At 64.5% G+C, this 25,278-nt stretch carries 19 protein-coding genes; 9 read left to right on the top strand and 10 right to left on the bottom strand.

The window, feature by feature from the left end:
- The 7 genes from C449_RS03155 to C449_RS03125 form a co-directional block, all read right to left on the bottom strand.
- Positions 1-609 (bottom strand): ABC transporter ATP-binding protein (locus tag C449_RS03155; RefSeq protein ID WP_006076461.1); only part of this gene is annotated, 609 nt, incomplete at its 3' end.
- On the bottom strand, positions 606-1,649 hold the full coding sequence (locus tag C449_RS03150) for a branched-chain amino acid ABC transporter permease (RefSeq protein ID WP_006076460.1): 1,044 nt from the start codon (positions 1,647-1,649) through the stop codon (positions 606-608). The genes C449_RS03155 and C449_RS03150, both read right to left, overlap by 4 nt.
- Positions 1,646-2,560: a branched-chain amino acid ABC transporter permease gene (locus C449_RS03145; RefSeq protein WP_006076459.1), complete on the bottom strand. Its 915-nt coding sequence runs from the start codon at positions 2,558-2,560 to the stop codon at positions 1,646-1,648. The genes C449_RS03150 and C449_RS03145 overlap by 4 nt, the downstream gene beginning before the upstream one ends.
- A 5-nt stretch (positions 2,561-2,565) precedes the next feature.
- Positions 2,566-3,867 (bottom strand): ABC transporter substrate-binding protein, encoded by a 1,302-nt coding sequence (locus C449_RS03140; RefSeq protein WP_006076458.1) that lies wholly within the window; start codon positions 3,865-3,867, stop codon positions 2,566-2,568.
- A gap of 94 nt (positions 3,868-3,961) precedes the next feature.
- Complete coding sequence (locus tag C449_RS03135; RefSeq protein WP_049913854.1) at positions 3,962-4,678, bottom strand: helix-turn-helix domain-containing protein; 717 nt, start codon at positions 4,676-4,678, stop codon at positions 3,962-3,964.
- 125 nt (positions 4,679-4,803) lie between these two features.
- Positions 4,804-5,868, bottom strand: a complete 1,065-nt coding sequence (locus tag C449_RS03130) for an anthranilate phosphoribosyltransferase (protein WP_006076456.1) — start codon at positions 5,866-5,868, stop codon at positions 4,804-4,806.
- 260 nt (positions 5,869-6,128) lie between these two features.
- Complete coding sequence (locus C449_RS03125; protein ID WP_006076455.1) at positions 6,129-7,004, bottom strand: SDR family NAD(P)-dependent oxidoreductase; 876 nt, start codon at positions 7,002-7,004, stop codon at positions 6,129-6,131.
- Positions 7,005-7,080: 76 nt separating this feature from the next.
- Here C449_RS03125 and ahbB point away from each other — a divergent pair, with 76 nt between their 5' ends.
- Positions 7,081-8,121, top strand: coding sequence for a siroheme decarboxylase subunit beta (ahbB, locus tag C449_RS03120; RefSeq protein WP_006076454.1), 1,041 nt, complete (start codon positions 7,081-7,083; stop codon positions 8,119-8,121).
- Positions 8,122-8,483: 362 nt separating this feature from the next.
- On the opposite strand, the gene C449_RS03115 is transcribed toward ahbB, so the two are convergent.
- Positions 8,484-9,050, bottom strand: coding sequence for a thioredoxin family protein (locus C449_RS03115; RefSeq protein ID WP_006076453.1), 567 nt, complete (start codon positions 9,048-9,050; stop codon positions 8,484-8,486).
- 123 nt (positions 9,051-9,173) lie between these two features.
- On the opposite strand from C449_RS03115, the gene C449_RS03110 reads away from it, so the two are divergent.
- The 7 genes from C449_RS03110 to C449_RS03080 all read left to right on the top strand — a co-directional run bounded on the left by C449_RS03110 (position 9,174) and on the right by C449_RS03080 (position 23,340).
- Entirely contained in the window at positions 9,174-13,721 is a 4,548-nt protein-coding gene (locus tag C449_RS03110; RefSeq protein ID WP_006076452.1) for a PAS domain S-box protein, read from the top strand.
- A 210-nt stretch (positions 13,722-13,931) separates the two neighbouring features.
- Positions 13,932-15,581, top strand: a complete 1,650-nt coding sequence (locus C449_RS03105; RefSeq protein WP_006076451.1) for a bacterio-opsin activator domain-containing protein — start codon at positions 13,932-13,934, stop codon at positions 15,579-15,581.
- A gap of 42 nt (positions 15,582-15,623) precedes the next feature.
- Positions 15,624-16,112 (top strand): Lrp/AsnC family transcriptional regulator, encoded by a 489-nt coding sequence (locus C449_RS03100; protein WP_006076450.1) that lies wholly within the window; start codon positions 15,624-15,626, stop codon positions 16,110-16,112.
- A gap of 115 nt (positions 16,113-16,227) precedes the next feature.
- A complete protein-coding gene (locus tag C449_RS03095) occupies positions 16,228-17,367 on the top strand; it encodes a pyridoxal phosphate-dependent aminotransferase (RefSeq protein ID WP_049913860.1) in 1,140 nt (379 codons plus the stop codon).
- Positions 17,368-17,577: 210 nt separating this feature from the next.
- On the top strand, positions 17,578-19,671 hold the full coding sequence (locus C449_RS03090) for a type II/IV secretion system ATPase subunit (protein WP_006076448.1): 2,094 nt from the start codon (positions 17,578-17,580) through the stop codon (positions 19,669-19,671).
- Positions 19,668-21,719: a type II secretion system F family protein gene (locus C449_RS03085; RefSeq protein WP_006076447.1), complete on the top strand. Its 2,052-nt coding sequence runs from the start codon at positions 19,668-19,670 to the stop codon at positions 21,717-21,719. Before C449_RS03090 ends, C449_RS03085 begins: the two co-directional genes overlap by 4 nt.
- Before the next feature lie 4 nt (positions 21,720-21,723).
- Positions 21,724-23,340: a hypothetical protein gene (locus tag C449_RS03080; RefSeq protein ID WP_006076446.1), complete on the top strand. Its 1,617-nt coding sequence runs from the start codon at positions 21,724-21,726 to the stop codon at positions 23,338-23,340.
- 116 nt (positions 23,341-23,456) lie between these two features.
- Here C449_RS03080 and C449_RS03075 read toward each other — a convergent pair whose 3' ends face one another.
- Positions 23,457-23,759, bottom strand: coding sequence for a hypothetical protein (locus tag C449_RS03075; RefSeq protein WP_006076445.1), 303 nt, complete (start codon positions 23,757-23,759; stop codon positions 23,457-23,459).
- A 160-nt stretch (positions 23,760-23,919) separates the two neighbouring features.
- Entirely contained in the window at positions 23,920-24,288 is a 369-nt protein-coding gene (locus tag C449_RS03070) for a hypothetical protein (RefSeq protein ID WP_006076444.1), read from the bottom strand.
- 275 nt (positions 24,289-24,563) lie between these two features.
- On the opposite strand from C449_RS03070, the gene C449_RS03065 reads away from it, so the two are divergent.
- A complete protein-coding gene (locus C449_RS03065; protein WP_049913852.1) occupies positions 24,564-25,169 on the top strand; it encodes an HdeD family acid-resistance protein in 606 nt (201 codons plus the stop codon).
- The last annotated feature ends 109 nt before the right edge of the window (positions 25,170-25,278 follow it).

Here is a 25,278-nt window from a genome sequence, read left to right as displayed (position 1 = left end):
GGTCATCCCCTCGTCGTTGAGGTCGCGGATGCGGTCTGCGATGTCGTTGGTGAGTGTGGGGTTGACTCCCGCAAACGGTTCGTCCAGCAGGAGGAGAGCGGGATCGAGCATCAACGCCCGGGCCAGTTCGAGGAGTTTGCGCTGGCCGCCCGAGAGGTTGCTGCTGTACTCGTCGGCGAGATGATCGAGCTCGAACGCCTCGATCAGCTCGTCCGCACGCTCGCGAACCGCGCGCTCGCGTTGCTCCATCGCGTCGGTCCGGGCGAGTGCGGGAATGGTCCGCTCGCCAGGCTGGTCGGTCGCCGCGAGGCGCACGTTGTCGCGGACGGTCATCGTCTCCAGCTCCCGCGTGAGCTGGAAGGTGCGGACCATCCCCGCCTGCGCCAGCGACTCGGGCGCGTCGCCGGTGACGTCGTCGCTGTCGAAGGTGACGCGACCCCCGTCGGGATCCACGACGCCGCTGACGCAGTTGAAGAACGTCGTCTTCCCCGCGCCGTTCGGTCCCATCACGCCGACGAGTTCCCCGCTCTCTACCGACACCGAGAGGTCGTCGAGCGCGCGCAGTCCGCCGAACTCCTTCACGAGACCGTCGACGTCAAGCAGGCTCACGAGTCCACCCCCAGCTCCTCGGCGTTGCCCCAGATACCGGCCGGTCGGTACCGGATGATCGCCACGAGGATCAGACCGATGACGATCAGTCGGATGGAGGCGAATGCGCTGGCCGAGACGGGTGCGACATCAAGCGCGAACCGCGACAGCAGGCGCAGCCCCATGATGATCGCCAGCCCCGCGAGCACTGCGCGGTGGTTGGCGGCCCCGCCGAGCAACATCCCGATCCAAACCGTTACCGTCACCTGAATCGTGAAGAAACCCGGCGCGACCGCCCCGCTGTAGAGCGCGAACAGCCCGCCGGCGAGGCCCGCGAGCGCGGCCCCGTAGACGAACGCCTGCATCTTGTAGGTGAACGTCGACTTCCCGACCGATCGGGTGACGAGTTCGTCCGCACGGATCGCCCGGAGCACTCGCCCGTAGGGTGCCTCGGTCAGCCGGCTCACCCCGGCGAACGCGAACGCGGCGACGCCACCGAACACGAGGAGGGTGGCCAGCAGCGTGGTGTCGCCGTCCCCCGCGAGCGCCGCGATCGGCTGTGGAACACTGGAGAGGCCGACGTTGCCGCCGAAGATTCCTCGGAAGTTGACGAACAGCGTGTGGAATATCTCCGCAGTCGCGAGCGTGGCGATGGCGAGGAAGTCGTCGCGCAGCCGTAGCGACGTCGCCCCGACGACAGCGCCCAAAAGCGCCGCGACGAGGATCCCGACCACCAGCGCCACGAGCCACGGGTAGCCAAGACCGATACCGGCGAACGGGTCCTGGGCCGATAGCATCGCCGTGGTGTAGCCGCCGGCGGCGAAGAAGACTACGGGGCCGAAATTGACGAGGCCGGTGTAACCATACTGGAGGTCGAGCCCCACGACCACGATCCCGTAGACCACGAACAGGATGGCGACCTCAAAGAAGACGTAGAACGCGCCGGGGACTGTCACCGAAAGCGGCGTCAATGTGATGAGCGCCGCGATCACCACACAGATCCCGCCGAGCAGGAGCGCGCGCTCGATATCGTCCTCCGGAAGCCGGTCAGCGAAACTCATGCCTCTCGCACCTCCCGACCTGCGATACCGCTAGGCTTGACGAGGAGGACGAGCACGAGCACCAGAAACGCCAGTGCCGAGGAGAGGCCGATCATCCCCGACGGCAGAAACGCCGTCGACAGCGCGAGCACGAGGCCGATGATGTACGAGCCAGCGATAGCGCCGTACGGACTCCCCGCGCCGCCGAGGATGGCAGCCGCCAGGATCTGGAGGATGTGGCTGAACCCGGTGCTGGCGCTGACGTTGGTCTGGATGCCGAGCAGGATGCCCGAAAGCCCCGCGAGCATCCCGGCAAGCACCCACACCCCGTCGCGTATCATCCGGGTGTCGATTCCCCGAACCCGGGCGAGGTCCTCGTCGTCGCTCATGGCGCGCATGGCGATGCCGACGTCAGTTCGTGTTAACAGCGCATACAACGCCACGAACACGGCGATCGCGCTCCCGACGACCACGAGCTGCTGGGAGGTGACGAACACGCTTCCGAGGAGATCGACCGAACCGACCGACAGGTCCGGCAGCCCGTCGAACCGATAGGTGTTGGCTGCCGTATCGAACCGACGAGCTCCCCGGCCGGCAACTAGACGGATGGCGTTACGGAGTGCCAATCCCAGCCCGATCGACGTCAGCAACATCGGAACGGGGCCGGTCTCGTTGATCGGTGTGAAGAACCCTCGGGCGAGGACGAGACTGACGAGGCCGCCGCCGACGATCGCCACGACCGCGGCGATCGGTACAGGGAGCGGGAGCACGCCGGCGGCGAGATAGCCGAGAAAGGCCCCGATGGTGAGGTACTCGCCGTACGCGAAGTTGATCATGTTCACGATGCCGTAAATCAGGGTGAACCCGATGGCGGCGATGGCGATGTACGAGCCGGTCACGAGCCCGAAGACGACGTTCTGTGCGAGACCCATGTAAGTCAGTACTCGTCTTCCGCGACGAATTCGCGCACTTGCTGGGCCGGGATGGTGCTTTCCTCGGCGAACTCGCTGGACTGGGCGACGTTGATCACCACCGACCCGAACACGTTACCGAAGTCGGTGAACGTCGTGGGTGTCGCTGCGCCCGTGTAATTGATCTCGTTGTCGTTCGACAGTTCTTCCTTGCCCTCGGCGAACGTGGCGACCTTGGTCCCACCGCCGCGGCTGACTGGGCCGAGGTTGCGCTCGATGGCTTCCGGAGTCGCCTCACCGGCTCGTTCGACGGCCAGTGCGGTCACGTGCACCGCGTCCCACGCTGGCGGCGTCCATGCGTTGATTTCGGCGTTGCCGGCGTTGTTGTAGGCTTGCTCGAAGGTGTCGTAGTTCGGACCCGATTGACCGGGACTGGCCGCCCACGCACCGGAGAGACTGTCGCCGACCTGTTCGACGAGGTCGTTCTGTGCGAGCGGGTCCGAAAGTACGGGCTGGCGACCGTACCCACCGCTGGCCCAATCGGACAGCAACGTGGTCGCGTCCTCCAGGGGAAGACTCACCGCAAATGCACTGAAGTCGTTGCCGAACAGGCGGTCGAGCGGAGCCTGGTAGTTCGACTGTCCCTGACCGACTTCGACGCGGGTTGCGACCGTTCCGTCGCCGTCCTCGTAAGCGCTGATGAACCCCTCGGCCCAGCTTCGCGCCCCTTCGGTCGTGCCGTTGATAACGCCCATCGTCTGATGACCCTGATCGAGCGCTCGAAGGGCTGCACCCGACGTATGGACGGTATCGCCGATGACGGTTCGCCAGATCCACCCGTCGTCGTCGAGGTTCTCCGGTGTTTCCTTGTCGCCGCCGCGGGTGTCGAGGAAGCTCGACCCCGGCCACGGCGTGACGATCGGTATCTGCTGTTCTTGGAGAAAGTCGAAGAGTGGGTTGATCTCGCTGGAGAACAGTCCGAGGAGGGCTGCCGCGTCGTCGTTCTCGATGAGCTGCGTGACGACCGTTCGAGCCTCCTGCGGACTGACGGCAGTATCGCGCCGGACTACGTTCAGCTCTGCTCCGAGTGGACCATCAGCCTCGTTGATGCTCTGGACAGCCGCGTCCGTCGCTTGAGTGACGCCTGGCTGGAGATAGTCCCACTGGCCGGTCTGTGCCGCAGGCTGGCCGAACGTGATCGTCTCCGGGCTCCCGCCGCCACCACCGCCGCCGAAGCCGACACAGCCCGCCGTGGCAGCGAGACCACCGACGCCAGCGAGCTTGAGGAAGGATCGACGACGCGTTTCAGTCGAGTCGTTTGCCACCATACCACACTTATCGCGGAGACGGGGGCATATATCCGCGTCCGTCCATGGTCGGGTCGCCGGCGTAATCGCGATGACTCCGAGAACGGCGACGGGTTCAGGGCGGATCGAGCAGTTTCGCCTCGGCTTTCCGAAGGTGTTCGAGCAGCGTGGTCTTCGAGCGATCGAGGTCGGTTGCGAGCTCCCGTGTCGAGCAACCACGCGGCCACTCGTAGTAGCCCGCCGCCCTCGCGTGCTCGAACACCTCGCGCTGGGTCGGCGTCAGCGAGTCGAGCCGCCGTTTGCGGTTGCTGCGGGCCGACCCGTTCGCCGAGGGTGTGAGGGAGGCGACGCTGACGTCGGCTTCGGCGTCCCGGCGAACGCCGTCGAGTGCGTCCTCGATCTCGGTCCGTTCACCGGTGAAATACACGTTCCATTCCTCGCTGCCGTCCTCGATGCGGGCGGGCGCGCTGTGAACGAAGCCGTGTTCCAGCAGCGTCGGACACACCATGTCGCTCGGATCGTACTCGAGGAAGAACTCGCGAACCACGTCGCCAGGTGCGTTCGGAGTGCGGCCGAACTGCCGCTGGAGTTCGAGGAGTTCCCCGGCGTGCTCCGAGGCACGGATCGCATCGAGCAACCGCTCCACTTCCCGGTCCGTGTCGCCGAACGCGGCGAACAGCCCGTTGACCGACTCTGGTGCCGACTTCGGCGTGTTGTAGATCGCGTGTGCCAGAACGCCCCCATCGGTCCGTTCGGTCGCCTCGATCGCCCAGCAGTCCGGATGCCACACGTCGAGCGTGAGTCGTGTCCCGGCGTCCATCGTCTGGCTCATCGTTCCGCGATGAGTGAGTCATTGCCTTGTATGTGACGCCCTCACACTACCCTCATCGTTGGTACGATTGGGCGAGTCTTCCGCACGTGCTACTCCAATGCACGGTAACGAGGTCGACGCGCGATTCAGAACGCGCGGAGATCGTCGAGAACCGCCTCGACACTCCCGTCCCTGATGGCGTCGCGGGCCATCGCGAGGCCGTCGTCAAGCGACTCGCAGTCCTCGCGGGCGTAAATCCGGAACGCAGCGTTGAGCGCGATCGCGTCGGCGAACGCCCCGTCCCGCTCGCCCGCGAGCACGGCCTCGGTGATCCGCGCGGAATCGCTCGCGACGTCGTCGACTCCGAGATCGTCGCTCTCGAAGTCCATCCCGTACTCAGGGGTTTCGATCGTGAAGTCGTCCAGATCGCCGTTTTCACCCACGGCAACCGTCGTCGATCCCGGTCGGATGTCGTCGTACCCTTCCATACCCTGGAACATCACGACCCGAGGGACGTCGTAGCGCTCGCTCGCTTCGAAGGTGTCGATGATCCGCTTCGCGTAGGGCAAGTGGTAGAAACTGCCGAGGTGAACGTCGGCTCCCGAAGGATTGGCGAGCGTCTCGATGGTATTGACGAACGTCCGCACGCCCATCATGTCCCGACGCTCGGCGAGTGCGTCGACTCCCGGGTTGAACGACGGCTGGTAGTAGAAGCCGAACCCGGTCTCGTCGACCATTTTAGCGCTCTCCGTGGGTTCGATTTCGGTCCGCACCCCAAGTTCGTCGAGCACGTGCTTGTAGGCGTCCTGTTTCTGGGTGGGAACGCGATCGCCCGAGTGGGCGACGACCGGGGTGCCGGCGGCCGCGGCGACCACGCCGGCTCCGACGCCGAGGATCGCCGAACGTCCCTTCCCGTCGTAGTTCGCGCCGCAGTCGACGGGATCGCAGTCGGGTTCGGCGAACTCGACCGACTGGTCGGCCATCACGTCGATGTACGCCGCGAGCTCGTCGGGCGTGTTGCGCTTCCAGCGATTCGCGAGCCAGAACGCGCCGAGGGTGGTGTCGTCGGGTTCGTGGTCGAGGATTCGCGCCATCGCCTCGCTGGCCTGCTCACGCGTCATGTCGTCGGCGGACTTGTGTCCCGAGCCGACGACCTCGGTCATCAGCCGCTTCAGCGGCCACTCGCCGTGTCGTTCGGTCGTTTGGGCCATAGGCCGGGATTGGATCGCCGCGCGCAAAAGACTCCCGCTCGATGCGTTTCCGAATCGAGCACTGGAATTCGGTGAGGACAGCCAACTCGGCTGTGACTAATCCCGACACAAATGAGAGACCGCAAGCCACACCCTCCCCAGCTGATTCCCTTCGCTCCCGCTGGTCGCTCGCTCATCCCTCGTGCGAGTCGCGCGTCTTCGACACGCTCCCGCACGCTACCGCAGTTAACAATCGTCGCGAATCGAAACACCCCACCGTATCATGGCCAAGCGGGATCGACGCCGACGAGATCGGCACTCGCGTTCCAGAGGCGTTCGCGCAGTCGCTCGTCGCGAAGGCGTGAATCGAGGTCGGCACGCTCGCACCCCTCAAAGTACGTGCCATTGATTTCGGCCTCCTCGGACGCGGCAGCGAGCCGAACGATCCCGTCGGCTGCATCTTGGACCGAAGTCCCGACGAACGGTAGTCGTGCGGCGACGGCCGTCGCCGCACGAACGGGCATCGAGGCGTCGCGATACAGTCCACTGTCGGGGACGAATCCCGGATGGACGGCGTTCGCGGTCACGCCCGTTCCGTCGAGCCGCGCGGCGAGTTCGGTAGTGAACAGCAGGTTCGCCAGCTTCGAGCGCGCGTAGGCGTCGAGCGCGTCGTAGTCCGTTTCGAGCTGGAGATCGTCGAGATCGATCGCGCCACGACGATGTACCGTCGAGGAGGTGCTGACGACGCGGGCCGGCGCGGACGCACGGAGCAGGTCGAGCAGTTCGTGCGTCAGGAGATACGGCGCGAGGTGATTGACCGCGAGCGCTTTCTCGTACCCGTCGTCGGTCACCCGGCGCTCGTCGTGCGAGCAGGCGGCGTTGTGGATCAGGACGTCGAGCCGATCGTACCGTTTGCGGAACGCGTCAGCGAGCCCGCGGACGGCGGCCATCGCCGCGAAATCCGCGCGGACGAACGCTCCCTCGCCGCCCGCCTGCTCGATCTCGGCGACGGCTGCCTGGCCGCGCTCGCGCGAGCGCCCGGTCACGACGACGGTCGCGCCGCGGCCGCCGAGTCGCCTGGCCGCCGCACGGCCGATTCCGCCGGTTGCGCCGGTCACGAGCACGACCCGGTTCGTCATGTCCTCGTCGTCGATCATGGCCCGACTGGGCGAGCGAGCGGGATAGTTCCGCCGAACCGATAGACCGTTGTGTCGACGACTCCTACCCTTCTCAATGAGTTCGCTGGCGGAGGACTGGCGCACCGATCTCGACGGCGTGGACGCCGCACTCATCGACGGCTACCAGAGCGGATTCCCGGTCCGTGAGCGACCGTTTGAGGTCGTCGGTGAGGAGCTCGGTATCGGCGAAGCCGAGGCACTCGCACGCGTCGAGCGGCTGCGCGAGGCGGGCGTCTTCCGGCGGTTCGGCGCGGTCCTCAACCCACCCGTCATCGGATCGTCGGCGCTCGCTGCGGTTCAGGCCCCCGAAGAGCGCTTCGCGGAGATCGCTGAGATCGTCAACGGGTATCGCCAGGTCAACCACAACTACCGGCGCGACCACGACTGGAACATGTGGTTCGTCGTTACTGCGGGCTCGCGCGACACGCGCGACTCGATCCTCGACGAGATCGAGGAGCGCACGGGACAGGCGGTGCTGCGGCTCCCGATGCTGACCGACTTCTACATCGATCTCGAGTTCCCGGTGGTCAACGCCGATCGGTTCGCCAGAGAGGGAGTCGACGAAACCGACGTTTCGCCGACCCGAATCGGCGAGGACGCCGCCGGCGACCTCTCGGGCCTCGCCGCGCGCTTGCTACTCGCGATTCAGGAGGGCTTCCCGCTCACCGCGACGCCGTATCGCGATGTCGCCGAGGAGATCGATGCCCCGGTGGAGGACGTGCTCGCCGCCGTGGATCGGCTGCGCGAGGCGGGCTGCATCAAGCGGATCGGCTGCATCGTGAACCACGTCGTCACCGGGTTCGACGCGAACTGCATGGTGGTCTGGGACGTCCCTGACGACGAACTCGACGCCCGCGGGACGGCGGCGGGCGCGCTACCCTACGTAACCTTGTGCTATCACCGTCCGCGCCGGCCCGAACAGGACTGGCCGTACAACCTCTTCACGATGATCCACGGCCGCGAGGCCGCCGCGGTCGACGCGAAAGTTGACGAACTCGCCACCGAACATCTGCCGTACGACCACGAGCGCCTCTACTCGACCGAGACGCTGAAACAGACCGGCGCGCGCTACGACGATCTCGTTGGCGAGGGGTGAGATTGCGGCTGCGGCGCGGTTGCAGTGCGGTGGCGGTCAGCGGAGTGGTGGCGGTTGGCGGTACGGGGCGGTCCTGGCGGATGAAGGGCGAGACGCGCGAGCGAACGAAGTGAGCGTGCGTCGAGGGCTTCGGCGGGCGGTGCGGTCCCTCGGTGGATCGAGGGCGAGCGCCGGTCAGGGCGCGAGGGTTCGGGCGATGCTGTGCAGAGCGGACAGCATGACCGTCCGTGCGAGCGAAGCGAGCGCGGTTCACCGCGAACGAGCCGCAGGCGAGTGAGCGGGTGCTTTTAGTCCAGTTTTTGGACGGGGTTCGACCGACCGAAGGGAGCGAGAGAGGACCCCGTGTAAAAAAGTGGGTGTCTTTAGTGCCATTTTATCGAACAGCCACGCGACGGTCGGAACTCGTGGTCGACCGGGACGCCCGCGAGCACCGACTCGATCGCGCCCGCCATCTCGAAGCCAGGCTCACCGGAGGGCTGTTCGTCGGGGCCGTGGGCGTCGTCGAGCCGGCCGTGATAGGCGAGTTCGAACCCGTCGTCGGTACTTTTGAACAGGAACGGATCGGGGGTGCAGACCGCGCCGTAGGCCCGCGCGACGTCCTGGGACTCGTCGCGGAGGTAGGCGTCGTACTCGATCGTGCCCTCATCGACGAGTGCCTGCATCCGCTCGAAGGAGTCGTCGGGATACTCGTCGGCGTCGTTGGGGTTGATCCCGACGACCGCGACGTTGCCGTAGTCGTCGGCGAGTCGATTGAGGGTATCGAACTTCGCCTGGGCGTAGGGACAGTGGTTGCAGGTGAACGTCACCAGCAGTGCTTTGTTGTCGGCGAAGTCATCGATCGAGCGGGTGTCACCATCGGTGTCGGGGAGTTCGAAGCCGGGAGCGAGATCCCCGCGTTCGAGTTCGCGTGCGGATTCTTCGAGAGTCACGGCTGACCCACGTGCGCGAGGACCAAAGGTGACTCGAACCGCACGGAACCGCTCGACGGTGATCGGCGGCGAAGCGGTGCAGATAGGTTTTTCCCAGCGGCGGTGCACTCGACAGCAACGAGTATGAACGGCGAGATCGCGGTACTGTTGGTCGACGACGAGCCGGCAGTTGCGGACCTCGCGGCGACACACCTCGAACGGCTTCGCGACGGCTTCGACGTGACGGTCGTCGAGGGCGGTAAGGCCGCGCTCGCGACGTTCGAACGGGATCCGACGGCGTTCGACTGCATCGTGAGCGACTACACGATGCCCGCGATGAACGGGCTCGATCTCCTCGCCGCGGTGCGGGAAATCGATGCGGATCGGCCGTTCGTGCTGTTCACCGGCAAAGGGAGCGAGGAGATCGCGAGCGAGGCCGTCTCGGCGGGTGTCACCGACTATCTCCAGAAAGAGACCGGAACGGAGCAGTACGAGCTGTTGGCCAACCGGATCGAGAACGCGGTCGAGGCCCACCGTGCCGAGCGCCGGGCGGACGAACTCGCCCGCATCAACGGCGTGATCAGCGATGTCCAGCGCGAACTCGTCCGCGAATCGACCCGTGAAGGAATCGAGGAGCAGGTCTGTGCGCGTCTCGCCCAGTCGACGCCGTACACGCTCGCGTGGATCGGCGAGCCCGGCGACGGCGACCGGGTCGTGATCAACGAGCGTGCGGGATCGGGGACGGGGTATCTCGACGAGATCACGGTCCGGGCCGACGACACACCCCGTGGTCGCGGCCCCGCCGGACGAGCGCTCCGCACCGGAACGGTGCAGACCACGCGGAACCTTATCGAGGACGAGACGATGGAGCCGTGGGCCGCAACCGCCGAGCGCTACGGCCACGAGTCGGTGATCGCGCTACCGCTCTCGTACGACGGGGTCGCATACGGCGTGCTGGTGGTCTATTCGAGCCGGCAGTACGCCTTCGGGGAGGAAGAGCGAACCGCGCTCGCGGAGCTCGCGGGAACGATCGGGCAGGCGATCCACGCGGCCGAGACCCGCACCGAACTCGAACGCCGCGAGCGCGAACTCCGCGAGGAGCGTGCGGTCGCGGAGGGGATCTTCGATGCGATGCCCGATGCGATCTACGCGTTCGATCCTGCGGGGCAGATGCTCCGGTGGAACGACGCGTTCGCCGCAACGGTCGGCTACGACGACGAGACCATCGCGGGGATGAACGCCCTCGAGTTCGTTCCCGAGGCCGACCGTGATCTGATCGAAGACCGGATCGCGGCGGTCGTCGAGCGCGGCGAAACCGTCACCGTCGAGTCGGCGTTCGTGACTTCGGACGGCGAGACGATCCCCCACGAGTTCAACGGCGCACCGCTCACCGACAGCGAGTCGGTGTACGGAGTGATCGGCTCCGGGCGCGACATCACCGGTCGGAAACGTCGCGAGGCGGCGATCACGGCACTCCACGAATCGACCCGTGATCTCGTCCGCGCGGACGATCGGGCGGGCGTCGCGACGGCGACCATCGAGGCCGCGGCGGAGGTGCTCGGTTTCTCGGTGACGACCGTCAGACTGCACGACCCGGACACCGACACGCTCGAACCCTTCGCGGTGTCCGATGCCGCGAGACGGGTGCTCGGCGAACGACCCAGCTACGCTCACGGCGAGGCGCTCCCGTGGCGCGCGCTCGACTCGGGAGAGCCCGTCCTGACCGCGGGGAGCGTCGCCGAGTACGGTGCGGACGACCTCCCGTTCGGGAGCGCGATGTACGTACCGCTCGGCGACCACGGAACGTTGAGTATCGGCCTGTCCGACGACACCTTCGACGACGCCGATATCAGACTGACACAGGTGCTCGCGGCGAACGCGGCGGTCGCGCTCGATCGGGTCGACCGCGAGGCACGGCTGCAACGCCACGAACGCATGCTCGATGCCGCCGGCGACGGCATCTACGCGCTCGATACCGAGGGACGATTCACGAGCGTCAACGATACCATCGTCGAGAAAACGGGCTACGCGCGCGAGGAGTTGCTCGGCGAGCACGTCTCGACGTTCCTCGAAGCGGCGGACATCGAACACGGCCGGGACCTGATCCGCGATCTCCTCTCACGGGACTCGTTCGGGAGCGTCAGCGAGTCCTTCGAGGCCACCGTGCATCCCGCCGACGGCAGTACGTTCCCGTGTGAGATCCAGGTCGCACTGCTCCCGACGACGGAGACAGAGGCGTTCCGGGGGACCGTCGGGGTGATCCGCGACAGTACCGAGCGCAAACAGCGCGAGCGTGAGCTGGAACGCTACGAGACGATGGTCGAAACCGCGCCGGTCGGGATGTTCGTGGTCAATCCCGACGGGACGGTCGTCGGGGGGAACGAGCGGGCGGGATCGATGGCGGGCTACCCGATGGCGAAGCTCCGCGGGAAACCGTTCCGGACGCTCGTCGAGAACGGAATCGTTCCGCCGGAAAGCATCGAGAAATACGTCGCGGCAGTGCGAGACCTGCTCTCGGCGGATACCGAGCGCACGACCGGGACGTACGAACTCACCATCACTCCGCCCAACGGGGACCGACGCACGCTCAGAATCCGGGTTTCGTTGCTCCCGTACGAGACGGAGTTCGAAGGGACGGTCATGATCTGTGAGGACGTCACCGAGCGCAAACAGCGTGAGCACGAACTCGAGGCGGCACGAGCGCGGTTCCGGGCGCTGGCGGAGAACACGACGCTCGCGGTCGTCACCATCGACGAGAACAGTACGATTCGGTACGCGAACGAGGCGGTGCAGGACGTCTTCGGCTACGCCGCCGCCGAACTCAAGGGCGAGTCGCTCACGACGGTCATGCCCGAACGGCTCCACGATCCTCACTTCACGGGACTCGACAGATATCTCCGGGAGGGAGACAAACATCTCGACTGGGAGTGGATCGAACTCCCCGGTCGACACCGAGACGGGCGCGAGATCCAGCTCGGCGTCTCGTTCGGCGAGCACGTCGCTGAGGGCGAGCATCGCTTCACCGCCACGATCCGTGACATCACCGCCCGGAAACGCCACGAAGCGGCGATCGAGACGCTCCACAACGCGACGCGGGCGATGATCGACGCGGCCGATCGCGACGAGATCGCCGAGATCGCCGTCGCGACGGTCGAGCGCGTGCTCGACATGCCGATGTGCGGGGTCTGGTTCCACGACGAGAGCGACGCGGTGCTCCGCCCGGCGGCGATCTCCGAGCGCGGCGCAGACCTGTTCGGGACGGCCCCGACCTACACCGGGGGCGAGAGCCTGTCGTGGCAGGCGTTCGAGGACGGCGAGACGCGTCGGTACGATCGCGTCGACCGCGAAGCGGACGTCTACGATCCCGAAACGCCGCTCCGCAGCGAGATCGTGGTCCCGATCGGCGAGTTCGGCGTGTTGAACATCGGCTCGACCGAGCCGGCGGCGTTCGACGACGACGACGTCTCGCTCGCGAAGCTCCTCGCCACCAACACCGAGGCGGCGCTCTCCCGCGCGGATCGCGAGCGACAGCTCGTCGACGAGCACGACCGACTCGGTGCGCTGTTCGAGAACGTTCCGGACGCCGCGCTCCGCTACGACCTCGTCGACGGCGAGCCGATCGTCCGGGACGTCAACACGGCGTTCGAGGAAGTCTTCGGCTACGCGGCCGACGCAGTGACCGGCGAGAACATCGACGAGTTCATCGTTCCCGCAGGCGACGACGCGAGGGCCGAGGCCGACGACCTCAACGAACGGTTACTGACCGGCGAACGCCTCCGAACGACTGCACGCCGGCAGACGGTCGACGGCGTCCGGGATTTCCTGTTGCACGTGGTACCGATCGAGCTCAACGAGCGCAACGCCGAGGGGTACTCGATCTACACCGACATCACCGATCAGCAACGCCGCCAGCGCGAGCTCGAACGCCAGAACGAGCTGTTGGAGGAGTTCGCGAGTGTCATCAGCCACGACCTCCGGAACCCGTTGAGCGTCGCGCGCGGGCGGCTCGAACTCGCGCGCGAGGAGCACGACTCGGAACACCACGAAGGGATCGACGCGGCGCTCATACGGATGAACGAGCTGATCGAGGACGTGCTCACGCTCGCACGCCAGGGACGGGTGATCGGCGCAACCGAGCGCGTCTCGCTCGCGGCGGTCGCCGAGCGAGCGTGGCACACCGCAGGTACCGAGAGCGCAGAACTCACGATCGACGATCCTGGTGAAGTCGAGGCCGACCCCGACCGGCTCGCGCGGCTGTTCGAGAACCTGTTTCGGAATGCCGTAGAGCACGGCTCCAGAAACCCTCCTCTGCACGCTCAGGGGGACGCCGTGGAGCATGGCTCCACGAGCAGCCGGCCGGAGGCCAGCGACGCTGTGGAACACGGTTCCACAAGCGATCGGACTTCGCCTGACGACGCAACCGAACACGCTCGCGACGTCGCCGTGACCGTCGGCAGGCTCGACGACGGAGGGTTCTTCGTGGCCGACGATGGACCCGGAATCCCCGACGGAGAGCGCGAGAACGTCTTCGAAGGCGGGTACTCCACCGCCGACGACGGCACGGGGTTGGGGCTCTCGATCGTCCGATCTATCGTCGAGGCCCACGACTGGACGGTGACCGCCGTCGAAAGCGACACTGGCGGCGCACGCTTCGAGGTCCGGACGCAGACGGCCGAGGAGAAACGAAAGTGACCGCTCCTCGCTACGGTTTCGTCGCTACACTCGACAAACACACGGCCACTCGTGGCCAGTTCGAGAATCGACGGCACCGCTCGAACCGCTGCGGAGGTCGACAGGCGGAAGCGATCGAATCCGTCGGCTGTGCGGCGGTGAACACCGAAAATCTGGGTGCGAGCTGACGGGCGATATATTAATACGTCGAGCGGAATAGATTTGAGAAGGATGTCGTCGGACGACGAGGAGAGCGTGACCGAGCCGATTCGCGTGCTGTTCGTGGACGACGAGGAGCGCCTCGTCGAGTTCGCCGCGCGCTTCCTCGAGGACCTTCGGGAGGCGTTTGTCGTCGTTACTGAAACCAGCGCCGAGGCCGCCCTCGATCGGCTCGACCGCGAGGGGGCCCCCGACTGCATCGTCAGCGATTACCGGATGCCGGGGATCGATGGGCTGGAGTTCCTCGAAACGGTTCGCGAGGAGCACTCGAAGGTTCCGTTCGTCCTTTCGACGGGGAAAGGGAGCGAGGAGGTGGCGAGCGAGGCGATCTCGGCGGGTGTCACGGACTACCTCCGGAAGGATACCGGCACCGACCAGTACGCGGTGCTCGCGAACCGGATCGAGAACGCGGTGGCCCAGCGCCGGGCGGAGCGGGCGTTGGCCGAGCGCGAACGCCGGCTAGCCGCCCAGCGCGACGAGCTCGCGACGCTCGATCGGATCAACGCAGTCATCCAGGGGATCATTCGCAACCTCGTCGCCGCGGCGACGCGTGAGGAGATCGAACACACGATCTGCGAGCGCCTCGCCGCCTCGGAGCTCTACGAGTTCGCGTGGATCGCCGAACGCGGCACGGGCGGCGACCTCGCGATCCGGACCGGAGCCGGGATCGACGATACCGACGACGTTCACGTCGCGACCGACGGCGGGGCAGTCGCGGAACCGGCGGAGCGCGCGCTGGAGACGGGTGGTGTACAGGTGCTCGAGGCCACCGATGGATCGATCGCAGAAGAGCACGAGGCCGCGACCGATCACGAGCACCGATCGGCGGCGGCCATCCCGCTTTCCTACGAGAACGTGGTGTACGGCGTGCTCGCGGTGTACTCCACGCGGCGGGACGCCTTCAGCGAGCGCGAACAGTCCGGATTCGCGGTGCTCGGCGAGATCGCCGGGTTCGCGATCAACGCCGCCCAGAACATGCAGCTCCTACTTTCGGACACCGCAGTCGCGCTCGAACTCCACGTCCCCGACGGATCGGCGTTCGCTACCAACCTCACCGAGCGCCTCGACTGTCAGTACAGCCTCGACGGCGTCGTTCCCGGTGCCGACGGAACGCTCCTCCAGTACGTCGTCGTCGACGGCGTCGCACCCGATCGCGTGCTCGACGTTGCCGACGAATCGGACCTCGTGGCGGAGGCGAGACTCGTCACCGAGCGCGAGGCGGGCGGCGTGTTCGAACTCGCCATCACGGACTCGCCCGTGAGCACACTGGTCGAGGTCGGAGGAACGGTGCAGGAGTTCACGGCCGAGGACGGCGAGGCGCGGGTGGTGGCGGAGATCGCCACCGACGCCGACGTTCGCACCGTGGTCGACGCGTTCGAGGCGGCGTACCCGGGCGCGGAGCTGCTGTCGAAACGCACCGTCGAGCTCCCACTCCGGACCGAAGGCACGTTCCGGCAGTCCCTCGACGAGCGCCTCACCCAGAAGCAGCGCTCCGCACTCCGGGCGGCGTACTTCGCCGGGTACTACGACTGGCCCCGAGACTCCACCGCCGAGCAGGTCGCGAGTTCGATGGGGATCACCTCGCCCACCCTCCACAACCACCTCCGGAAAGCCCAGCGCGAGCTGGCGGCGGCGTTCCTCGAAAACGACCCCGACGCGTAGCCGGGCGGAAGTCTTTTGCCCCGGGCTGGTGGCCTCGGTAGTATGAGCGTTCGTGAGGAAGTGCTTTCGCTACTCGGCGAGAACGCACGCTACTCGACCGCCGACCTCGCCCGGCAGACCGGTGCCGATGAGGACGAGATCGAGGCCACCATCGAGGCGCTCGAAGACGAGGGCGTGATCCGGGGATACCAGGCGGTCGTCGACTGGCGGCGGATCGACGACGAACCGGTGCGCGCGCTGGTCGAGTGCAACGTCACGCTCGACCGCGAGACGGGCTACGACGACATCGCCGACCGGCTCGCGAAGTTCCCCGAGGTCGAGTCGCTCCGGCTGGTCTCCGGCGAGTACGACTTCTCGATGGGGGTCCGTGCCGACTCGATGAGTGCAGTCTCGCGGTTCGTCTCCGAGAAGGTCGCGCCGGTGCCCGAGATCACCCAGACCGTGACCCACTATCTGATGACGACCTACAAGGAGCGCGGGGTCGAGTTCGACGACGGCCACGACGACGATCGGCTGTCGGTCTCTCCATGAACGCCGAAACGGCAGAGCCGTTTCGAGCTCACCTCTGCTCACGGCGGCTTCGCCGCCGTTCGCATGGTCCGCGGAACCGTCGGTTCCGCGCTACTCGCCACCGGAGGTGGCTCACGTGAACCCCTCGGAGCGCACCCAACGCGTTCCTCCCTCGGGGATTCGACGGTTCTTCGAACTCGCCGAGGAGATGGACGACGTGATCTCGCTCGGGGTGGGAGAGCCCGATTTCACCGCACCCTGGAGCGCACGCGAGGCCGCCATCGACTCCCTCGAACGGGGCCGGACCTCCTACACTGCGAACCGCGGGATGGCCGAACTCCGCGAGGCGATCGCGACGACCGTCGACGAGCAGTACGATCTCGACTACGATCCCGACGAGGAGATCATCGTGACCGCGGGCGCATCGGAGGCGATCGACGTCGCCTTCCGCGCACTGCTCGACCCCGGCGATCGCGTCGCGGTCGCTCAGCCCGCCTACATCTCGTACGTGCCCGGCGTGATCTTCGCAGGCGGCGACCCAGTTCGAGTACCGACCCGCGAGGAAGACGCGTTCAAGCTCACCGTCGACACCCTGGAAGCACACGATGCGGGGGAGGCCGACGTGCTGGTGCTCTGCTATCCCAACAACCCCACCGGCGCGATCATGACTCGCGAAGAGCTCGCCCCGATCGCGGCGTTCGCCCGCGAGAACGACCTCACGGTTCTCTCGGACGAGATCTACGCCGAGCTCACGTACGGACGGGATCACACGTCGATCGCGACGTTGCCGGGAATGCGCGAACGGACGGTCGTGTTCAACGGCTTTTCGAAAGCCTACGCGATGACTGGCCTCCGGCTTGGCTACGCGCTCGCACCACCCGAAACGATCCGGGCGATGAACCGGATCCACCAGTATTCCTTGCTTTCGGCCCCGACGACCGCCCAGTACGCCGCACTCGACGCGCTCGAACACGCCGACGATGCGGTGGCGGAGATGCGCACCCAGTACGACCGCCGCCGCCGGTTCGTGCTCTCGCGGTTTGCGGAGATGGGAATCGACTGTTTCGAGGCCGAGGGAGCGTTCTACGTCTTCCCCGAGAGCCCGTGGCCCGACGCCGAGGCGTTCGCGGAGGCGCTGCTCGACGAGACGGGCGTGGCGGTCGTTCCCGGCGACGTCTTCGGTGCGGGCGGCGAAGGCCATCTCCGGGTGTCGTACGCCACCGGTCTCGAGGATCTCCGCGAGGCGATGGCCCGGATCGAGGCGTTCGTCGAGTAGCCCGTCGAGAGCGGTTCACACTAGCGGAACAGCCCGGTGTCGGTCGAGCCGTGGACCGGTCGTCCGAAACCCACGAACACGCTGCGAGTGGGACAAAGTTTTTGTACCATTGGCAGGCGACTATTAGTGATGAAATTCGGTGGTTTAAGGAGCTCTGAAAACGAAAACGAAGGAGATACGACACGAGGGAAATCGGAAGACGGAGCGGACGTGGGTGACACGGAGTCGGAGCCTACGGAACGGATCGCGGCCGCGGTCGAGACCGCGAGCACGCTTGCCCGAGTAGTCGATCGGCGAACGGTCGACACCGACCCATCTGTTGACGAGGATTCGTTTTTTGCGACCGCCGACGGACGGACGACGGTCGCCAACCGTTACGACCTCGCGAAGGCAGTCCCGATCGAAAAGCGTGCCCACTTTCGGGAAGTCACGCGGTACTGGGTCAACAAACCATACTCGTTCGTGGTGATCTTCCACTCCGCGAAGGAAAACGAGGAGAAGTACTACCTCGTCGAACCCCACGTCACGGAAATCGAGGCGGACTTAGAGGGGTTCCTGACCCGGAAGCTCAAGACGGCGATCAAGTATTCGAGCGACGAGGTCGTGGTCGAGGGGAGCGACGCCGACCGCGGGCGGGTCATCGAGACCGAGACCGCCCGACTGCTCGATCGCTATGGGTTGTACGACGGTCCGATCGCAGGGGCCGGCGAGTCGGGGGTAATCGCCCGACTGAAACGCGCACTCGGGATGGGGGCCGACGGCGACGACGAAGAACGCGACGGCAATCTCGACGGGATCGCGGCTCGTCCCGAGGCCGCGGTGCTCGACGAAGATGCAAAGAACCTCTCGGAATATCAGGTCGAGAAACTCCTCTACCGACTCAAGCGTGATTTCATCGGCTACGGCCGGATCGACGGCATCAAGCACGACGTCAACGTCGAGGATATCTCGTGTGACGGGTACAACAGCCCGGTGTTCGTCTATCACTCCGATCGCGAACAGCTGATATCCAACGTCCACCACGGCGAGGACGAACTCGACGATTTCGTCGTCAAACTCGCCCAGCGCTCGGGCAAGGGGATCTCGAAGCGCCAGCCCCAGGTCGACGCCACCCTTCCGGATGGGTCGCGCGCCCAACTTACCCTCGGCTACGAGGTGTCGGACCACGGGACCAACTACACCATCCGGCAGTTCAAGGACGTCCCGTTCACGCCGATCGACCTCATCAACTGGGGAACCTTCAGCCTGGAGGAGATGGCGTACGTCTGGCTCTGCATCGAGAACAACAAGTCGATGCTGTTCGCGGGCGGCACCGCGTCGGGCAAGACCACCAGTCTGAACGCGGTCTCGCTCTTTATTCCGAGCAAGGCGAAGATCGTCTCGATCGAGGACACGAGGGAGCTCGAGATTCCCCAGCGCAACTGGGTCGCCTCGGTTACCAGGCCATCGTTCAGCGCTGACGACGCCGGGGATGTCGACGAGTTCAAACTCCTCGAAGCGGGGCTCCGCCAGCGTCCCGACTACATCCTGATGGGCGAGGTTCGGGGCGAGGAGGGCCGGACGCTGTTCCAGGTGATGAGCACAGGTCACACCACGCTCACGACGTTCCACGCCGACAACGTCGGCGAGGTCATCAAGCGCTTCACGACCGATCCGATCAACGTCTCGAAGACGCTGTTCACCGCCTTGGATCTCGTGAGTATCCAGACAGCGACTCGCGTGCGGGGGCAGAAGGTCCGTCGGAACAAAGTCCTCACGGAGATCAACTACTACGACGCCGAGAACGACGAGATCAACGTCCAGGACGTGTTCCAGTGGCAGGCTGAAACCGACGAATTCCTTCGGATGGGCACATCGACCACTCTGGAGGAGATCAAGTTCGATCGCGGCTGGGGTCAGGAGCGTCTCTCGTCGGAGCTGTTCAAACGGAAGGTCGTGCTCGCCTATCTGATCGACAACGGGCTCAACACCTACACCGAGGCCGCCGCGACGCTCCAGGCGTTCATCAACGATCCCGAGACGATCCTCGGGCTGATCGCGAACGATCGGCTGGACGAGAGTCTCGACGATCTCCGTGGAATGGAAAGCGTCCTGATCGACACCGACCCGGCGGCGGAGGCAATGGTGCCCCGACCCGATCCCGATGAGGAGTTGGAGGATCTGACGGGTTCGATCCTCGACGAGGCCGACGATCGGCTGTTCGACGAGTACCGCCAGCAAGCGACGCCGCATCTCACCGCCGCGCTCGCTGACGGTGGGCGTGATACGGACGAAACTGGCCGTGGTGCGGAGGACGAGGAGTGAGCCACGAGATCGCAGGGGCGGGCTACGAAGGGGGATCGAGCACACTCGGCGATCGATTCTACCCGCTCTATCGATGGCTGTTCGACGCCGACGGCGACTTCGTCGACGACATGGAGCGGAAGATCGCCGAGGCGCGGATGGGCGACACCGTCGAGATGTACCTCTCGCGGGCACTCGCGATCGGCGTCATCGCTGGCGCGTTGCTGTGGTTCGTCGCCACGCTGGCCGGCTACGCCGTCGTGGAGCTCTACGTCACCGAAGTACCGAAACTGACCGATCTCCGTATCCTCTACGGCACCGCGCTCGAAGTCTTCGAGGCGATCAAAATCCCGCTGCTCGTCGCGGTTTCGGGTCTGGTGTTCGGACTCGTCGGCTTCGCGTTCGGGTTCGGGACGCTGATCGCGATCCCGTACTTCCGGGCGAACTCGCGAAAGCGCGAGATCAACATGCTGCTCGCAGACTCGGTCTCGTTTATGTACGCGCTCTCGATCGGCGGGCTGAACCAACTCGAGATCTTCGAGGCGATGGCCGAGGCCGACGACACCTACGGCGAGGTCGCAAAGGAGTTCGAGAGTATCTATCTCGAAACCGAGTATTTCGACACCGACTATCGAACGGCGATCAGAAAGCAGACCGCGCGGACGCCGAGCGAGGAGCTGAGTCAGTTTCTGACCGACATGCTCTCGATCATCGACTCCGGCGGGGATATGACCGACTTTCTGAAGGACAAGAAGGACAAACACCTCCGGACCGCGAAACAGGAACAGTCGCTGGTGCTCGAAACCCTCGAACTCTTCGGGGAGATGTACATCACACTCTCGGTGTTCCCGCTGCTGCTCATTATCATTCTCGTCGTGATGAGCATGATCGGCGGCTCACAGACCACGCTACTTTTCGTCACCGTCTACGCGCTGATTCCGTTGATCGCGATCGGGTTCATGATCTTGGTCTCGACGGTCCAGCAGGACGAGGTCGGCGACGGCTATCTCCGGCCGGACGACGTCGAGGGCGAGTGGACCGGGAAATCGGGGCTCGGCCGGATCACGGATCTCGGAGCTGTCGAGCGCTACGCCGGCACACACGCCGTGTTCGATAGGATCCGCGACCGCGAGGGGACGTATCAGACGGCGAAGCTGCTCGAACGGCCCCACCTGTTCTTCCGGGATCATCCGCTCGCGGTGCTCGCGCTCACGATCCCAGCCACGATCGTACTGCTCGGGTTCGCGCTCGTCTCGGGTGCCGCGCCGCTCTCGATCGATGGGTTCGTCGCGAATCCGATCGGAAGCACGGTGCTGTGGATCTACGTGCCGCTGTATCTGAATCTCTTGCCGCTCGCGGTGTTCTACGAGTGGAACGTCAGGTCGCGCCGACGGATCACCGGCAAACTCTCAGAGAGCCTTCGCAAACTGTCGAGCGCGAATAGTACAGGACTCACCCTGCTGGAGTCGTTGCGTCTGGTCGCCGACACCTCCTCGGGACGGCTCGCCGACGAGTTCCGAACGATGTACGCGAAGGTGAACTACGGGACGAGCCTGACCGCGGCGCTGGTCGAGTTCAACAACACCTATCACATCCCGCGACTCGCCCGGACGGTGAACGTGATCACCCACGCCCAGGAGGCCTCCAGCCAGATTACGGAGGTGCTCACCACCGCGGCGCGGGCGAGCGAGAATCAGGACGATCTCGAACGCGAGCGCCGGTCGCGCGCGAGGATGCAGGTCGCGATCATCGTGATGACTTTCCTCACGCTGCTCGGGGTGATGGCCATGTTGGAGGTCAACTTCCTCGGCACGATGGCGAGCACCGGCCAGGAGGCAAGTACGAGCGGCGCGAGCGGGGGTGCAGCGAGCGGTGCGAGCGGACCGGCGAGTTTCGGGAGTAACGTCGACGTCGATCTGATGGGGATGCTGTTCTTCCACGCGGTGACGATCCAGGGGATCATGTCGGGGTTCATCGCGGGCTACATCCGGAGCGGCGACCTGCTGACCGGCACCAAGTTCGCAGTGATCCTTCCGACTGCTTCGCTGCTCGTGTTCGCGGTGATCTAAGACCATGTTCGAACCACTCACACAGCGATTGGAACGGTTGCAAGAGGACGAGCGAGGTGTCTCCCCGGTCGTGGGGTTCGTGCTGATCTTCGCGCTGATCATGCTGGTGTTCACCATCTACCAAGCCGACGTGGTTCCAGCCCAGAACAAGGAGGTCGAGTTCGAACACAGCCAGGTCGTCGAAGCGGACATGGGCCAATTGAACGACGCGATACAAGAAGCCAGCACGAGTGGCCTCCCACAATCGGCAACTGTTGCTACCGGCCTGCAGTATCCGAGTCGTGCATTAGCGATCAATCCCGGCAATCCTTCTGGAGCGCTCGAAACGAGTGGTACACAACAGGTGGAGATTTCGGGTCTAAGCGGCAGTAGCGGGTATTGGAGCAGCAGTAGTCGCGATCCATTCGAGACCCGACTGGTCAGCTATCAGTCGAACTACAACCAGATGCAGCAGGAAACCGAATACACAGTTGAGAACGGGTTGCTGGTGAAAGATTACAGTCCGGAGGACGCCACGAGTGATGACTTTGCTCTCGGGTCAGATGGAACGATGATCTCCGAAAACGGAGAACAAATCAACCTCGTTCTCGTCGGCGGGGAGTATCAGGAGAGTTCCATCACGAGCAGCGTTACTGCAACGCCTGTGAGTACTTCCACAGAGTACCACCAACTGGAATCGAACAGCGGTATGATCCGAGTTCCGACCTCCCTCTCCGAGGATGTCTGGCAAAACGAAATCGTAGATGGTGCAGCCGGGATTCAGTCCGTGACAGTCAGTGAAGGGGTAGCAACGCTGAATCTGAAAGATCAGGAGTACGAACTCCGTTTGACGAAGGTGAGTCTCAGAACTAGTACTGAACCTAGTGCGACGTATCTCAAGAGCGAGAGTCCTTTCGACCCCAGCGAAACCATCGATACGACGGTAGGTGAATCGGAGACGTTCACCGTGAGTGTTCGTGACAAGTTTGGAAACCTCTACACCTCGGATGATGTCATGATATCAGCCGACAAAAACGGTGCTGCTGGCAATTTGTCCTCGAATAGTCAATCTCCGAACGATGAGGGGCGTGCTACTTTCACCTACAAACCTGCTGACACGGACGCTGGAACGGTCGAAATTGAACTTTCGATCAATGGCGGAGGCGAAGACTACGAAAGCGTCACCTATGAACTCAACGTCAGTGACGGTAGCGACGGGAACGGTGATGGTACCGCGCCCGCCTTCTCTCCCGGAGATCTCACCAATGGGTACCAGCTCGGTGTGATCGTCAAGAGCGCTTCGGCGGACGAAGTCGTTTTCGAAAACATCGGAAGCAAGGACGTCACCGCAACCGCTGTTCGGGTTAGTGGTGACTTCCGAAGACAGGGTAACAGCGGTGGATCTCCCCCCGAAACCGTCTCATTCGCCGGAAAGAATATCGAACTGAACGGTAACTTAACCTCGCTCGGATCTGATGAGTATCCGATCACGGCTGGCGATAGTACATCTGTGAGTTTCGATCCCAATACACAGAAGTCTGTAAAAGGGGGCTTCCTCATTATAACCGTTCAATATGAATACACGCAGGACGGCGAAACAGAAACGACCGCAGCGACGTACGCTGTCGCCATCGGGCAATGATGCGGCAACGAGAATGGGAACGGCAACGGAGCCAGTCTCTGTCATAGGAATTAACTAACAATGGCTGGCCAACGAGCGGTCCACCGAAATCATCCTTCGTGGAGCGGTGATCGGACTTACTTCGGCGCGTACCGCCACGTCGCGGTCCCAGGTCCGGGCGGTGAGACGCCAGGCAGTTCGTTCAACAGCGGTGCGACGAGCTTGTCGTACCACTCCTCCGAATCGAGCCCTGCGTCGCGCCGCGGGTAGACGTTCGCCACGAGACTCAGCCGCGAGGCGGTCCGGTGGGTGATGAGGTACTTGTACGCCGCGAGCACGGCGTCGTCGCGAGTGCGTGTCTTGTTCAGCGGCGAGTGTTCGTAGGAGAGCGCCTCCACGAACGCTCTCGTGTTCGCCGATCCGACGGCGGAACTGGCCATAATCCACCTCAATCGGGGGTACAAGAAAACGTTCAGTCAGACGGTCGTCTGACGCCGATCACGGCAATCGGGTCGGTGGTGTTCGAGAACGACGCTTCAGTCGGGCAGACGGCTCAACGGGAATGTGTGACGGTGAGCACTCCGGTGGAAGAGTCCGACGCTAGAGGCGACCACTTCCGATGACGGCAAGCCCGAGACTTCCGACGAGTAGCAGACTCGCGAACACGACATCCGGAAGCGGCACAGTCCCGTCACCCAGAGCACCGGCAACGATGGCTGCGATGGCGAGAACGGTCAGCAGCGGATGGATGACCAGTTGCCGAGCGAAAACGCGGAACGACCAGTAGCTCGTCTCCAGCATGGCGACGATGGCGGCCCCGAACGAACGGTTTCCATCCGGGTTTTCGGCAGGTTCGAACTCGTCGAAGGCGTCGTAACTGACAGTGATGATTTCGCCAGTGTGGATCCGCCGACCATCGGCAGCCCCGACTCTGAGGAGCGTCACACGCTCGTCGCCGGTTCCGACCACACGGTAAACACCGTCAAGAGAGTCAGAGTCGGTCGAGAGGACGTGATCATAAGTCGAAGGGGAGACCATTATCAAGCTGATATCATCCTCCATCACGGTAAGTATAGAGGCCGAATCCGTCTTCCGCTGCAAACCGATCCGGTTGCGACTCTCCATCGATATTGGCCTTGATCGGATCGTCCGCAGGCTACATGGGAAGACTACGAGACCAGTTTGTTATGAGCGTCTAGTTTATGCTGTTGTAGGCCCTATATTATAGTCGGTATTGAAATATCATGAGTACAGAAACAACAACTACTGGCAACGAACAGTCATTAGCGATGAGCTGGCGTTCGCTCGCGATTGTCGGCGTCCTGACCGCGCTGCTCGGCGTGTTAGCGATCGTGTTCCCGTTCGTGACCGGCGTGTCGCTCTCGGTCCTGCTGGGTGTGTTGCTCGTGGCCGGCGGCTTCATGCACGTCGCTCACGCGTTCACCGCACAGGGCTGGAAAGGAAGGCTTTGGCAGGTCCTACTCGCAGGGCTCTACGGAGTGGCGGGGATCGCCCTGCTGGTGAACCCACTGTTCACGCTGGCGACGCTAACGCTCATCCTCGCGGCGTTTTTCTTCGCCGACGGGATCATCGAGACGATCATGGGTCTCCGGCTTCGGGGTGAGAGCGGCTGGGCGTGGCTGCTCGCCAGCGGGGTGCTCGGCATCGTCGTCGGCGCTGCGATCTGGATCGGATGGCCAAGCACCGCCCTCTGGGTGGTCGGCCTCCTGTTCGGCATCAATCTCCTCAGCACCGGACTCTCGATGCTCATGCTCGCCATGGGCGGACGCAGCCACGTTCGTGAGACAGAGGACATCAGCCAACCCGGCACGAAGCCGCGCGGCGCGTGAGCGGTCCCGGGTAGCTCTCGGTGGCTATCCACTCCGGGGGAGATAGCACGACGGATTATAAGGAAGGGAGCACGTTTTTGCGGTCGGTGTACGGTATCGATCGAGTAGG

It is taken from the genome of Halococcus saccharolyticus DSM 5350 (genome assembly GCF_000336915.1).
Lineage (GTDB): Archaea > Halobacteriota > Halobacteria > Halobacteriales > Halococcaceae > Halococcus > Halococcus saccharolyticus.
The sequence above is the reverse complement of the archived record's forward strand: the minus strand, read 5'-3'. Positions and strand labels throughout refer to the sequence as shown.

Excerpts from the sequence above, each read along its gene's own strand:
- C449_RS03075 (WP_006076445.1), bottom strand. The coding sequence starts at position 23,759 with ATGGCCAGTTCCGCCGTCGGATCGGCGAACACGAGAGCGTTCGTGGAG.
- C449_RS03100 (WP_006076450.1), top strand. The coding sequence starts at position 15,624 with ATGAGCGTTCGTGAGGAAGTGCTTTCGCTACTCGGCGAGAACGCACGC.
- C449_RS03125 (WP_006076455.1), bottom strand. The coding sequence starts at position 7,004 with ATGATCGACGACGAGGACATGACGAACCGGGTCGTGCTCGTGACCGGC.
- C449_RS03110 (WP_006076452.1), top strand. The coding sequence starts at position 9,174 with ATGAACGGCGAGATCGCGGTACTGTTGGTCGACGACGAGCCGGCAGTT.
- ahbB (WP_006076454.1), top strand. The coding sequence starts at position 7,081 with ATGAGTTCGCTGGCGGAGGACTGGCGCACCGATCTCGACGGCGTGGAC.
- C449_RS03080 (WP_006076446.1), top strand. The coding sequence starts at position 21,724 with ATGTTCGAACCACTCACACAGCGATTGGAACGGTTGCAAGAGGACGAG.
- C449_RS03150 (WP_006076460.1), bottom strand. The coding sequence starts at position 1,649 with ATGAGTTTCGCTGACCGGCTTCCGGAGGACGATATCGAGCGCGCGCTC.
- C449_RS03145 (WP_006076459.1), bottom strand. The coding sequence starts at position 2,560 with ATGGGTCTCGCACAGAACGTCGTCTTCGGGCTCGTGACCGGCTCGTAC.
- C449_RS03130 (WP_006076456.1), bottom strand. The coding sequence starts at position 5,868 with ATGGCCCAAACGACCGAACGACACGGCGAGTGGCCGCTGAAGCGGCTG.
- C449_RS03065 (WP_049913852.1), top strand. The coding sequence starts at position 24,564 with ATGAGTACAGAAACAACAACTACTGGCAACGAACAGTCATTAGCGATG.
- C449_RS03140 (WP_006076458.1), bottom strand. The coding sequence starts at position 3,867 with ATGGTGGCAAACGACTCGACTGAAACGCGTCGTCGATCCTTCCTCAAG.
- C449_RS03105 (WP_006076451.1), top strand. The coding sequence starts at position 13,932 with ATGTCGTCGGACGACGAGGAGAGCGTGACCGAGCCGATTCGCGTGCTG.
- C449_RS03135 (WP_049913854.1), bottom strand. The coding sequence starts at position 4,678 with ATGAGCCAGACGATGGACGCCGGGACACGACTCACGCTCGACGTGTGG.